General features: G+C 38.2%; 10 protein-coding genes and 4 tRNA genes. 8 read left to right on the plus strand and 6 right to left on the minus strand.

Annotation, left to right across the window (positions count from 1 at the left end):
• Positions 1-88 precede the first annotated feature (88 nt).
• Positions 89-1,024 (plus strand): lysophospholipid acyltransferase family protein, encoded by a 936-nt coding sequence (locus AC1M9B_RS05220; RefSeq protein WP_481608706.1) that lies wholly within the window; start codon positions 89-91, stop codon positions 1,022-1,024.
• On the opposite strand, the gene AC1M9B_RS05225 is transcribed toward AC1M9B_RS05220, so the two are convergent.
• The 3 genes from AC1M9B_RS05225 to AC1M9B_RS05235 form a co-directional block, all read right to left on the minus strand.
• Positions 1,021-3,510, minus strand: coding sequence for a DNA internalization-related competence protein ComEC/Rec2 (locus tag AC1M9B_RS05225; protein ID WP_481608707.1), 2,490 nt, complete (start codon positions 3,508-3,510; stop codon positions 1,021-1,023). The genes AC1M9B_RS05220 and AC1M9B_RS05225 overlap by 4 nt on opposite strands.
• Positions 3,511-3,592: 82 nt before the next feature.
• Positions 3,593-4,270, minus strand: a complete 678-nt coding sequence (gene lolD, locus AC1M9B_RS05230) for a lipoprotein-releasing ABC transporter ATP-binding protein LolD (protein WP_035266856.1) — start codon at positions 4,268-4,270, stop codon at positions 3,593-3,595.
• On the minus strand, positions 4,263-5,498 hold the full coding sequence (locus tag AC1M9B_RS05235) for a lipoprotein-releasing ABC transporter permease subunit (RefSeq protein ID WP_481591824.1): 1,236 nt from the start codon (positions 5,496-5,498) through the stop codon (positions 4,263-4,265). The genes lolD and AC1M9B_RS05235 overlap by 8 nt, the downstream gene beginning before the upstream one ends.
• Before the next feature lie 23 nt (positions 5,499-5,521).
• Between AC1M9B_RS05235 and AC1M9B_RS05240 the strand changes: the two genes are divergently transcribed.
• Complete coding sequence (locus AC1M9B_RS05240; RefSeq protein WP_035266851.1) at positions 5,522-6,097, plus strand: PilZ domain-containing protein; 576 nt, start codon at positions 5,522-5,524, stop codon at positions 6,095-6,097.
• Between the two features lie 9 nt (positions 6,098-6,106).
• On the opposite strand, the gene AC1M9B_RS05245 is transcribed toward AC1M9B_RS05240, so the two are convergent.
• Both AC1M9B_RS05245 and AC1M9B_RS05250 read right to left on the minus strand, forming a co-directional pair.
• On the minus strand, positions 6,107-7,015 hold the full coding sequence (locus tag AC1M9B_RS05245; protein ID WP_035266850.1) for a DMT family transporter: 909 nt from the start codon (positions 7,013-7,015) through the stop codon (positions 6,107-6,109).
• A 23-nt stretch (positions 7,016-7,038) separates the two neighbouring features.
• On the minus strand, positions 7,039-7,506 hold the full coding sequence (locus AC1M9B_RS05250; protein ID WP_035266848.1) for a YaiI/YqxD family protein: 468 nt from the start codon (positions 7,504-7,506) through the stop codon (positions 7,039-7,041).
• Between the two features lie 270 nt (positions 7,507-7,776).
• On the opposite strand from AC1M9B_RS05250, the gene AC1M9B_RS05255 reads away from it, so the two are divergent.
• The 6 genes from AC1M9B_RS05255 to AC1M9B_RS05280 all read left to right on the plus strand — a co-directional run bounded on the left by AC1M9B_RS05255 (position 7,777) and on the right by AC1M9B_RS05280 (position 11,445).
• Positions 7,777-7,852: transfer RNA gene (locus AC1M9B_RS05255), tRNA-Glu, on the plus strand.
• Between the two features lie 108 nt (positions 7,853-7,960).
• Complete coding sequence (locus AC1M9B_RS05260; RefSeq protein ID WP_180027912.1) at positions 7,961-9,373, plus strand: amino acid permease; 1,413 nt, start codon at positions 7,961-7,963, stop codon at positions 9,371-9,373.
• Between the two features lie 214 nt (positions 9,374-9,587).
• Positions 9,588-9,663: transfer RNA gene (locus tag AC1M9B_RS05265), tRNA-Glu, on the plus strand.
• A 24-nt stretch (positions 9,664-9,687) separates the two neighbouring features.
• A tRNA-Glu gene (locus tag AC1M9B_RS05270) sits at positions 9,688-9,763 on the plus strand.
• 45 nt (positions 9,764-9,808) lie between these two features.
• Positions 9,809-9,884: transfer RNA gene (locus AC1M9B_RS05275), tRNA-Glu, on the plus strand.
• Between the two features lie 157 nt (positions 9,885-10,041).
• A complete protein-coding gene (locus AC1M9B_RS05280; protein WP_481608708.1) occupies positions 10,042-11,445 on the plus strand; it encodes an iron-containing redox enzyme family protein in 1,404 nt (467 codons plus the stop codon).
• A 59-nt stretch (positions 11,446-11,504) separates the two neighbouring features.
• Here the strand turns inward: AC1M9B_RS05280 and AC1M9B_RS05285 are convergent, their stop codons facing one another.
• On the minus strand, positions 11,505-12,749 hold the full coding sequence (locus AC1M9B_RS05285) for an NADH:flavin oxidoreductase/NADH oxidase family protein (RefSeq protein WP_481594359.1): 1,245 nt from the start codon (positions 12,747-12,749) through the stop codon (positions 11,505-11,507).
• Positions 12,750-12,758 lie beyond the last annotated feature (9 nt).

A 12,758-nucleotide genomic window follows, 5' to 3' on the forward strand; every position in this document is an offset into this window, starting at 1 on the left:
AATGAGGTCAAACTATTTATAAGTCAAGATTTAACATATAATAAACCCAAATCACAATATTCTATGAACTTACCAAATTTTGAATCTAATGCCTGAAACCAAAACATCGACCACAACCCGCCTGTTAAATTTCTTCAGTCGCCGTCCGATTCGTTTTTCTCGTTTTTTTGCAAAAATGCTTGCAGGGCTGATTAATACGCTAAAAATTACAAAAACTACGAATACCATCCGCCTCAATATCGACATTTGCTTACCGCATCTTTCTGATGAAGAAAAACATTTAGTGACTCGTGCAGCGGTAAGAAACGAACTTCAATCTTATATGGAATTTTTTAGTATTTGGGGAAGCTCAAACGAAACCAATATTTCACGAATACGCAATGTCACTGGTGCTGAATATTTTCATGAAGCAATGGCTGAAAAGAAAGGTATTATTTTACTCGCACCACATTTTGGTACATGGGAAGTCATGAATGCGTGGTTCGCACAATATACTAAGATGACCATCATGTATAAACCCATCAAGAATGAAGAAGCAGATCAATTTGTGCGCCAGGCTCGTAGTCGAGAACAAGCAACTTTAGTCCCTACAGATGAGAGTGGTATAAGACAAATTTTTAAAGCCCTTAAATTAGGGGGGACAACTGTGATTCTTCCAGATCACAATCCTAAACACGGTGGTGAAATGATCGATTATTTCGGCATACCACTCGAGTCCAGTAATTTAAGTGCCAAACTCATCCAAAAAACCAAAGCCAAAGGCCTTTTGGTCTATGCAATTCGCAATGAAACTGAAGATTTTGATGTATTTATTGAACCAATGGATGCTTCGATTTATGAAGGCACTCCCGCTGACGGAACGTTAGTAATTCACCGTGCAATAGAAAGCCTGATTCATCGTTATCCTGAACATGCTCATTGGAGCTATAAACGTTTCCGTGCAAATCCTGATCTACATAACATTTATCGTATCCCTGCAGAACAAGCCAGAGTAAAAATAGAGCAAGTCAGAAAAGTAAGTTAATCTATGGGGATATTCCGAGTTAACCACGCTTTTTGATCTCGATGATATCGAAATTGTACATCTCTGTTTTTATCGAAGGTCATTCGAATGCTGCCCTTCGATTGGGTATCGAGTAGCGGAATATTAAGCGCTTTTAAACGCTCTTTGACAACAGAATGTGGATGATTATAGCGGTTATCAAAACCAGCCGATGCAATGGCAATTTTAGGTTTGGTATTTTTTAAAAAGTCGTAAGATGAACTATGTCGACTGCCATGGTGTCCTAAGATTAAAATATCTACTCTAAGTTCAGGATACTGCTTTAAAATACGATACTCTGTCTCCCACCCTGCATCCCCCATAATCAGAATATGCTTAAAATCGTTAGCATAGGGTAATGTCAGATACATTACGCACGAAAGCTCATTACGATTTTGACTGACAAAATTTAATTGTGATTCAACTGGTGAAAGAAATTGTATATTGATCTTACCCAATTGTACCTGTTGATGCTGTCGACAATAATCAAATTCAACATACTGAAACCTATCATCTTTTTCATTTGAGATAACTTGATCAATTTGTATATGTTTTCCAATAGTGCGGTATGCTCCAGCATGATCTTGATCAAGATGACTGATAAAAACTTGATCTAATTTTGATATGCCACGTTGAATTAAGAAAGGGACAACTACATTTTCTCCGATACTAAATGTATTCTCATCAAAGCTCCCGCCTGTATCAACTAAAGCAGTTTTCCCTGATGACTGTAAGAGTATGGACTGCCCCTGCCCTATGTCCAAAATTTCTATGATATCGTATCCATCATCACGTTTAGGCATCAGCAATGCCACACCTAATACGGGTATCCATAATCGAGGGATTACATTCTTTGGCATAAAGAACATGAATACTGCCAAAGCGAGCAAAAACATTTGTGCTTTCGTTAACGCTACCCATTTCAATGGATTGTCTAATATTGCTCCCAGCTTAGTCAGTAGCACCAAAAGAACCGATATCAATACATCAGCCAGATGAAATAAAAATTGACCAACAAAAGGAATAAAGCTGAGACAATAGCCCAGTACTTCCAATGGCACGATCAAGGTACCAATCATTGGAACAGCAACTAAATTAGCAAATGGCGCAAATAAAGAAATCTGTTGAAATATCAGTAGAGTGAGTGGTATCAGTGCAATAAATATTTTCCATTGGGATTGCAAAAGTATTTTAAGATACATTTTTGCTTTATCTATAAAACGATGCTTATTGATTAAAGCAGTGTTTTGCTGTTCATGAACGATCGTTTGGTATACACGAATCAAAATCAAACATGCGCCGTACGAAAGCCAAAATGCAGCAGATAAAATACTAAAAGGGTCTAAATAGAGCATTAAGCTTGCACTGATAAGTAATAGTACAAAAGGCTTAATCTTAAATTTAAATAAAATAGCGATACTAATTAGACAAACTGACAATGTAGTTCTTAGTGCAGGAATTTCGAGCCCTGAAAAAAAACTATAAATAATTACCCCACATACGAAAGGGATTAAAAGTAAATATGTTTTGGGAACTTTTAGAAAAATATGAGGACGAAAAATTGATACAAGATACCCCATGAACCACGATAATAAACCAGCAAAAATTAGAACATGTGGACCTGAAATAGCCAATAAATGCGTAATGCCTAGTTTTTTAAATAATTCTTCTTGTTGCTCCGTCAGTAGACTCTTATCACCTGTGAGTAACGCGACTTGCAAACCCTTATTCCTGAATACTCCCTGTTCGATATCATCCCTAAAAGCTAAACGTGCTTTTTCAATGCTCAGGCTCAATCGTGCGATAAGGCTCCGATGCACATCAGTTGAAGATAAATAACCTTCAGAATATAACACCGCTTCACTTACAGGTACGATCCAATCTACACGCATTGTTCCAGCTATATTTTGCTGCAACAACCATTTCTCATGATCAAATACCCCATCTATTGCATAACTATGTGCGGGTCTTAATTTTCCCGTAACTTTATAATAACGCCCTAGTTCTAATGTCGTATCAAGTTTTGACTCTCGCAAATATAATAATAGCGTTTGAGATTGTCCTTGCTTCTTGTCGATCACTTGCGCACGCTGCTGTATTGATCGACCTTCCTGATCCATTTTCAGCTGATTAATTTTATTGATATAGACAACAATTTCTTTTTCTTCAATATATTGAACACGTTTCTCTAAACGATCGTGTAAGGCTGTTTTTGCATGTTGATGCCCCAAAACAAATGTGATCAGACAAATTCCCGTTAGCACAAGCATTCTTGATGATGACTGGACAATACTTGAGGTGTGAGGATAAATGAATCGATCAGGTTGCCTCATTAATCGTACAAAGTAACACATGATCAAAATGATACTTGCCATACCCAGCAAGAGAGTTGAATATTCAACTTCACCCTGAAAGCTGATCGTAGCAACACCAATAATCCAAAAGATGAGAATAAATATTAAAAACATCTAACTTTTATGTTTATTTTTCTTAAATAGATTAAAGCCCACCTAAGTGGGCTTTAACAAGACTGTTAATCGGATTTTGAGCCTATACCCACAATCCATCTTGCATATGCAAAATCTTATCAGCAGTTTGTGCGAGCTGTTCATCATGGGTCACGATGAGCATTGCCATATTAAATTCTTTACGCAGATCGGAAAGCAATTCAAAAATTGTGACGGCAGTCTTACGATCTAAATTTCCAGTAGGCTCATCTGCCATCATCAATTTAGGTTGAGCCACTAAAGCCCGTGCAAGTGCAACGCGTTGTCGCTCACCGCCAGATAACTCACCTGGTTTATGCGTTAAACGATGTGATAAACCCACTTTATTCAACAAATATTCTGCACGTTCTTTTACTTCTTTAAAATTTGCATCTTTACGTAACATCAGCGGCATTGATACATTTTCTAAAGCCGTAAACTCAGGAAGTAAATGGTGAAATTGATACACAAATCCGAGGTGTTCATTACGTAGGAAACCGCGTTCAGCTTCGCCTAAAGTGTCAAAACGCTGCCCATTAAGCATCACTACACCTTCGGACGGACGATCAAGCCCCCCTAATACATGTAACAGCGTACTCTTACCCGAACCACTTGATCCAACAATTGAAACAAATTGTCCTTGCTCAACAACTAAATCCAATCCCTTAATCACTTCAACAGTTGATTTACCATCTGTAAAATGTTTATGAATATTTTTGGCTTCTAAGACAATATTACTCATAGCGTAAAGCCTCTGCTGGTTGAACTTTAGCAGCACGCAGCGCTGGATAAATTGTTGCAAGGAAACTTAGCGCTAGTGATAAGCTAACAATCACCACCACATCTTGCCAACGTAGATACGATGGTAAATAGTTAATGAAATATGCATCGAATAAATTTAGTCCAAAAGCAGTGTTCAACCAGCCAATAAATCCACTAATGCTCGTTGCAAAGATGATTCCTAGTGCTGCTCCTGCCAGTGTTCCTACAACACCAATCACCGTACCCTGTACCATAAAAATCTTAGTGATCGTTGCTGGTGAAGCACCTAAGGTTCTTAAAATAGCAATGTCGGATTTTTTATCAGTAACCACCATCACCAATGAAGATACAATATTAAATGCTGCAACCAAGACAATGAGGAAAAGTAAAAGGCTAACCATTGCTTTTTCCATCTGAATGGCACTAAAGAGATTACCGTGCGTATAAGTCCAATTTGATGGATAGAAATTGCCTCGTAAATCCATAACAACTTCTTCAGCGACTTGTGGTGCTTTGAAGATATCATCTAGCTTCATACGGATACCCTGTGCACCATCCGGCAGTCTCAACAATGTCGAAGCATCATTTAGCGCGATGTAACCCATCATCGAGTCCACTTCCGCACCAATACTAAAAATACCGACAATTTTAAAACGTTTAAATCTTGGAACAACGCCAGCGGGTGATGGTGTCGCTTCAGGTAATACCAATGTTACATTGTCATTGAGACTTAAACCTAAAGCATCCGTCATCTGCTTGCCCAAAACAATCCCGAACTCACCTTTCTTTAATGAGTTGATGTCGCCTTGAACCATATGATTTTGAATAATAGATACATTTTTTTCATAGTCAGGCTCAATACCCGTGACCATTATCCCTGCAACCTGTCCTTGGGCTGTTAACATCCCCTGCAACTGTGTAAAAGGTGCAACACCCGTCACATGTTCATGTTGGTCTATTTTCTTTGCAAGCTCAGGCCAGTCTGTTAGAATTTGTGTAGAGGAAACAGTCGCTTGAGGTACCATTCCCAAGACACGGTTTTTTAATTCACGATCGAAACCGTTCATTACAGATAACACAGTAATGAGAACAGCGACGCCCAAAGTCAGACCGATCATGGAAACTAAAGCAATAAAAGAAATAAAGTGATTACTTCGCCGTGCGCGAGTGTATCTCAACCCTATATACAGCGAGATCGGTTTAAACATACCATCTAGTCCGAGGTGTTTTAATGGAAAATCTTCAGCATCAAAGTGGCAATATTGAAAGACGCGTCATGTCACGTATTGATGCTGCCTTAAGAATAAATTATCAGATCATCACTAAAGATGTCGCTTTGAATGATCCCTATGATTCAAATTTTGTACTACCGCGCTATTTTCTCTTACTTGCAGAATTAGATCAATTTGATCATGCGCTTATGTACGAATTAGAACAATTAAATCAAAAAGATCAACAAATTGCTCGGATATTATCCTTATTTAATCAAAAATTAAACCTCATTACGGGCTCACTTTACGACTCTATTGTACAAACCATGTTACCAGTACCTACTCAAGTCAATTTGTCTGAAACGGGTTTTAGTTTTTATGCTGAGCAACATATCCCTGAACAAACCTATATACACATCACATTGAGTCACCCTGAAAATGATTTTCATATCGCTGCAACTGCACAAGTTGTCTACAGCAATCAAGAAGAAAATGGGCTGTTTAGAACCGGTGCATATTTTCTAACGTTACATCCCCAAGACAAAGTAAAGTTAACAGAAGCCTTGAAGCATTTAAAAAACTCTCAGAATCGCTGAGCATCCAACTTAAGGCTTTAATACTTTTTGTTTAAATTTCTGATTCGTTTCTATATCCCGATAAAAATACATAAACAATCCCAGAAGTAGGATCATTGCTCCCAGTATCATACCTAGCGTTAATTTCTCATGATTAAATGCAGCACCTACACCAAGTGCTAGAACTGGAGTCATTACATTTGTCAGTGACAATGTCGTCGGTTGGATTTTTTTGACCAAATAGAAATAACAAAACATAGCCACTAATGAAGCCATAACAACAGAATATATGATCGCAAGTAATGACTTCATTGAAGGTAATTCAGTAGGTAAATATTTCCATATAAATGGCACAATTAAACATGCAACAAAGGTAGAAACCAGTATTGAACCTGTCGCCTGTGCCATCGGTGCTACATCAGCATTTATTTTTTTTACCCAAAAAATTGACATTGCGTATGAAAAAACGCTAAGCAACATTAAACCAATTCCAATGGGATGGATATGTTGTGATGATCCAGTAAAACTGATCACTACGAGCCCAGTAATCGCGACGATCATTCCTAACCATTGCAGCTTATGCAAATCTTGTTGAAAGATAAATTTTCCAATAAGCCCCGCCATAATTGGTGCTAATCCAAACATCAGTGCAATCATGCCAGAACTTAGATAATCAGTAGCTACATAAGTAAAAAATTGTGAACCAATCAAGCTAAATGAACCAGCAAAATAACTATGCAATGCAATTGAATTTAAAGGAAATTTTACCTTTAAAACAATGAGAAGCAATGCCGCGATAGGCAGTGCCAAGCCTAATCGAATCACCAATGCCCACATTAAATAAATATCTTCTACACTCCACACAATCGCAAGTGGAGTTGTTGCCCAGATGATGACCAATAAGGCATAAATGAGCATAAGTTTAGATTTTTCTGGCATGTGAACTCGATTGATAAGATAAATCAGGCAGTTTTTCTTTTTTGTTTTTGAATCGTTTGATCCAAAGCACTTGAAAATTCACGCTTATCTCTTTCTGAAATTGGCGGTGGTCCACCGGTTTGAACGCCAGCCCCTCTCAAAGTTTCCATGAAATCACGCAAATGTAATCGTGCCTTAATATTAGCTTCTGTCCAAATTTCACCACGTGGATGAATTGCAACGCCACCCTTTTCGATGACTTGAGCTGCTAGAGGAATATCCTGCGTCATGACAATATCATGCTCTTTCATACGTTCGATAATTTCTTTATCAGCTTGATCTGCTCCACTCATCACCTGTATTGAATTAATACGAACAGAAGGAGTTATTCCTACATTTTGATTGGCGACAAAAGTTACTTCAAGTTGGTAACGATCAGAAGCTCTTAAAATGACTTCACGCAAAATTTTAGGTAATGCATCAGCATCCACCCAGAGTTTAAATGGCAACACGCCTCTTTCCTTCGTTGTCTTACCACGTCATCTTATCAAATTTTACAGATGGCTGGTTTTATATGATGAATATAAAGCGGATCGTTTTTTTATAGTGAGGACCTTCTCTCCATGTTATTTAAATACATGAAAAATCTTATTGTTGTCAGTTTAATCAAAATTAAAACTAATTGATTGTTTTTGCTTAATGTATGAACGATTAAAACTTTTTTTGATACGAAGCTTTTGACAATTGAAATGTCTATCCTTAATATACAAGCACCTCGCAACGTCCCTATCGTCTAGAGGCCTAGGACATCGCCCTTTCACGGCGGTAACCGGGGTTCGAATCCCCGTAGGGACGCCATTATCGTTTCATACGATCACTCAATATTCAAAATTACTATTATTTCATTGAAGAATTGTAGTTTTTCACTACAATAACTCGCTTCATTTGTTTCGAATTTTCAATCCTATGCACTCATCTCCGAATGATGCTTCGCATCAGGGCAATTCTGCGCCTTTACAACGCGCTATGAGTACTCGACATCTGGTTATGATTTCGCTTGGCGGCGCAATCGGAACTGGACTTTTCTTAGGTTCGGGTGAAGTCATTGCACAAACGGGGCCTGTTGGTGCCATTATTTCTTATATCCTTGGCGGGATTATCGCCTACATGGTTATGCTGTGTTTAGGTGAGCTTGCCGTTCATATGCCTGAGTCTGGTTCGTTTGGTGCTTATGCCAAAAGATATATTGGACCAGGAACAGGCTATACCATCACTTGGTTATATTGGTTAACTTGGTCGGTTACATTAGGAACTGAGTTTACAGCCGCCGCCCTCCTCATGCAGGAATGGTTCCCAGATAGTTCCATGTGGATGTGGACTATAGTCTTTGGTGTATTCGTATTTGTTTTAAATATGATTTCCACAAAATGGTTCGCAGAATCTGAATTTTGGCTGGCCTTAGTTAAAGTTATTACTGTTGTTGCATTTATTCTCTTAGGCCTACTCGCAATTTTTGGTGTAATTGGTTATCAAGGTTACGAAGCTGCGCCTTTATTTAGCAATTTAACTGCACAAGGTTGGTTCCCTGAAGGTCTATTCCCAATTTTTGCTACGATGCTTATCGTAAACTTCGCATTCTCTGGAACAGAATTAATTGGGGTTGCTGCTGGTGAAACTAAAGACCCAGCTAAAAATGTTCCTAAAGCGATTAATACAGCGATTTTTCGTCTGTTGATTTTCTTCGTAGGTACAATCATTGTAGTAACGTCACTTCTTCCACATCAAGAAGCTGGCTTAGCTGCTGAAGGTGTGAGTAGCTCTCCATTTGTGACTGTTTTCCAGCATATTGGTATTCCCTATGCAGAAGATATCATCCGTTTTGTAATTATTACCGCTTTATTATCAGCTGCTAACTCTGGTTTGTTTGCTGCGTCACGCATGATGTGGTCTTTATCTTACAAAAAGCAGCTCCCTGCAGTATTTTCTAGAGTGAATGCACGTGGTATCCCCTATGTTGCAGTGATCGTGACAATGATCGGTGGGTTACCAGGCTTATTGTCAGAACAATTCGCACCTGAGACTATTTTTACCAATTTATTAGGTATTGCTGCTTTTACAATGGTCGTTGTGTGGATGAGTATTTGTTTAAGCCAATTTAATTTCAGACGCGATTGGTATAAGCAAGGGCGCAAAAAAGAAGAGCTGGGCTTTGCTGCTCCATTATTTCCAATTGTCCCAATCTTAGGTTTTGTGTTCTGTTTTATCACATGCTTAAGTATGGTATTTGATCCAAGTATGCGTATTAGCTTTTTCGGGTGTTTAGCGTTCATTGCTGTATGCTATGCCAGTTATTACCTGTTTTATCACGATAAATCTTGATTTTGAAATAGCGACTTCGGTCGCTATTTTTTTGCTTAGACAGTTCCTATTTTTCCAATGCTTTTCTAATATTTCTTGGAGATTTGATCTAAATTTAGCCTTTAAATTCAATATTGTTTTATTTTCATACGAACACACCATTTTTTTAATTTTTTTGCTGAAATGCGTTTGACACCCCCCTATTTTCACCCTATTATACGCCCACCTCTGAAACGTCCCTATCGTCTAGAGGCCTAGGACATCGCCCTTTCACGGCGGTAACCGGGGTTCGAATCCCCGTAGGGACGCCAATTTTCAGAAGTAGATTTTATTAAGTCCCTATCGTCTAGAGGCCTAGGACATCGCCCTTTCACGGCGGTAACCGGGGTTCGAATCCCCGTAGGGACGCCATTAATTTCAATTGAAATAACATGGTTTAAAATATATTTCTGCACTGTCCCTATCGTCTAGAGGCCTAGGACATCGCCCTTTCACGGCGGTAACCGGGGTTCGAATCCCCGTAGGGACGCCATATTCGAGATGATACATCTCATAAAAAAGCCCAAGCATTTAAGACTTGGGCTTTTTTTTATAACTTAGTCACCCTAAAAATCGAACACAAAATAAACAACATTATCATCTTTGCAGGTTATGGTGGTTTAAACCCTTAATAACGCTTGGAGAAGATGATGTTGGACAACACCGTACTTAATCCCCTAGCATCCCCATCACAATTAAATACAATTAGTCCTAAAACAAATAAAGACTGGGTTGAGTTTTTTTTAGACCCTAAAGTGAATCGTGAATGTAAAACAGAATATGCCGAAAGCTATGTTCTTTCACTATTCGATCAACTCAATACGACTCATTTATCATGGATTGATCAGGTAGACCAAGTTAGGCAACATATACAACACGAACATGATCAAACTTGTTCTAAATTTCAAAGTTATCTAGATCAACGAAAATCAGGCCTTGGGCGTGACTACTTTCCAACCATCTCTCATGCTTTAGAGTTTTTATATAAAGTTGCTCCAGTTAAATATGCAGATGGCTCATGGCTATATTCATCTCTTACGCACCCCTCTTTGTTTGAGAACAAAGATCTAAGCTATATCTACTTAGAAGAACTTGGCTTGGGAGATGCTAAAGCAAATCATGTTTGCATGTATCAAAGCTTACTACGACATTTCGAGCTTGAACCGTACATTAATTATTTAGATGATATTTATTTTGAACAAGCCGCTGTTCAACTTGCTCTCGCATATATATCACATGATTTATTTCCACTGGTAATTGGATTTAACTTGGGTTATGAACAATTACCACTACACCTGTTAATCACCAATTATGAGTTAGCAGAACTTGGAATTGATCCTCATTATTTTAATGTTCATATTACAATTGATAATGCACACAATGGACATGCTGAAAAATCAATACAGGCATTTATTGATCATTATCATCAAGCTCAAGATAAATCAAAATATCTTGAACTGGTGAAAATGGGTTTCCAAATGAATGATCTTGGCTTGAGCTCAACAAATATCATCCGAGAAATTGATCTGACTCAAAGCGTTTATCAACTTCTGCAAAGAAAAGCAGTTGTCGGTCAACATATCCATAACCAAAAATGTCAATTTAATGGCAGATCAATTAACGAATGGCTCGCTCAACCTGAATTAATATCTGAATTTATTCAAATCTTAATTGATAAACAATGGATTATTAAAAACAGGCCTGTCGAAGAAAGTCGTTTTTGGAAACTTATTCACGATAGTGATGGCAAAATGTTTGGTGTGTTTAATGCAACTGAGAAAATGCTGATCAAAGACTGGATTCAAGGGGAATCATTAACTGTTCGTTTAAAAAGAATGCCTGTAACAGGAGATCAAAACTGGCTATCAAAATACAATAATCAACATGAACTTGAACAGATCAAACATCAATGTCATTCATTAGATGATACAAACGATAAACTCGCATTATTAATTCCATATCTATCACCTTACTATCATCCACGAGCGATCGGATTATGGGCAACCCAAGAAGTCTCTAAGTTACTTTTCCCTTTTCAAACACTTGCGCTTTAGTTTTAACTCGCCGCATAAAATAAGGAGCCATAAAGGCTCCTTATATGTATTGATTTATACTATGCAGATTTTCTTGAATTAACTTTGCCCTGAATGATAGCCTTCACATTTCCTTTTGCATAATTCAGAAAAACTTTTAAAGGTGAAAGTTTTGGATTAGGTTGATTACCCTCACCAATCGCTTTGAATTGTGCCGCATACCAAATAATTTCCATAATTGCCATTTTATCAATAAATGGAATCCCTGTTTTAATTGGTTTTACTGCATATCTAACATCGTGTCCTGCAATCAAACGATCAGTTAAATCCGTTTCTACAGCGAGCGGGCGTGCAATTCCAATAAAGTCACATGCACCACTTTCTAAAGCATCATTCATCCCTTTAACGGTTCTGAATCCACCTGTAACCATCAGTTTGCATTTTACTTCTTGACGTATTTTCTCTGCGAAATCTAAAAAGTAAGCCTCACGTGCAATGGTACTTGCTTTACGCTGTTCAGCTTTAGCACCTGCCATTGCGGGCGCTTCATACGTACCACCTGAAATTTCAATTAAATCGATACCTGCATCATCAATAGCTTTAAATACTTGAATCACTTCTTCTTCAGTAATTCCACCACGTTGAAAATCTGCGGAATTCAATTTCACTGAAACGATAAAATTCTCGGATGTTGCAGCTCGAACAGCTTTATAAATTTCTAATAAGAAACGCATACGATTTTCAATGCTTCCACCCCATTGATCATTACGCTTATTGGTCAGTGGCGATAGAAATTCACTGATTAAATATCCATGAGCACCGTGTAATTGAACACCTTCAAAGCCCGCTTTTTCGCAAATCGCTGCAGAGGTTGCAAACCTTTGGATTAGATCTAGGATTTCCTCATGCTCGAGAGCCCGTGGAGTAGCAAAGGTAGTAGCCAACATAGCACTAAATGGAACAGCAGACGGTGCAACAGTTTCTTTATTTAAGCCTTTAGGACACTGTCTGCCCGGATGAGACAATTGAACAAGCTGGACCATACCATAACGTTTACCTAGGTCAGCCCATGCCTTTAATTTAGGTAAATCTCGCTCATTTTCGACCACGACGACACCAGGCTCATTCTTCGCACGTAGATCAACCATCACATTTCCTGTGATTGAACCCCCTAAACCTCCTCTTGCCCAAGCTTCATACAAGCCTGTGTGCAAATGATTTGGTTCACCAGCAGCATTCGCTAGAGCTTCACTCATTGCGCCTTTAATAATGCGATTTTTGAAAGTTGTATTACGAATTTGAATCGGCTCAGCAATTTTACTCATCTTGAAGTT

This window comes from Acinetobacter sp. ANC_7513 (assembly GCF_056779915.1).

Excerpts from the sequence above, each read along its gene's own strand:
- AC1M9B_RS05225 (WP_481608707.1), bottom strand. The coding sequence starts at position 3,510 with ATGTTTTTAATATTTATTCTCATCTTTTGGATTATTGGTGTTGCTACG.
- AC1M9B_RS05285 (WP_481594359.1), bottom strand. The coding sequence starts at position 12,749 with ATGAGTAAAATTGCTGAGCCGATTCAAATTCGTAATACAACTTTCAAA.
- AC1M9B_RS05240 (WP_035266851.1), top strand. The coding sequence starts at position 5,522 with ATGGAAAATCTTCAGCATCAAAGTGGCAATATTGAAAGACGCGTCATG.
- AC1M9B_RS05280 (WP_481608708.1), top strand. The coding sequence starts at position 10,042 with ATGTTGGACAACACCGTACTTAATCCCCTAGCATCCCCATCACAATTA.
- AC1M9B_RS05220 (WP_481608706.1), top strand. The coding sequence starts at position 89 with ATGCCTGAAACCAAAACATCGACCACAACCCGCCTGTTAAATTTCTTC.
- AC1M9B_RS05260 (WP_180027912.1), top strand. The coding sequence starts at position 7,961 with ATGCACTCATCTCCGAATGATGCTTCGCATCAGGGCAATTCTGCGCCT.
- lolD (WP_035266856.1), bottom strand. The coding sequence starts at position 4,270 with ATGAGTAATATTGTCTTAGAAGCCAAAAATATTCATAAACATTTTACA.
- AC1M9B_RS05245 (WP_035266850.1), bottom strand. The coding sequence starts at position 7,015 with ATGCCAGAAAAATCTAAACTTATGCTCATTTATGCCTTATTGGTCATC.
- AC1M9B_RS05235 (WP_481591824.1), bottom strand. The coding sequence starts at position 5,498 with ATGTTTAAACCGATCTCGCTGTATATAGGGTTGAGATACACTCGCGCA.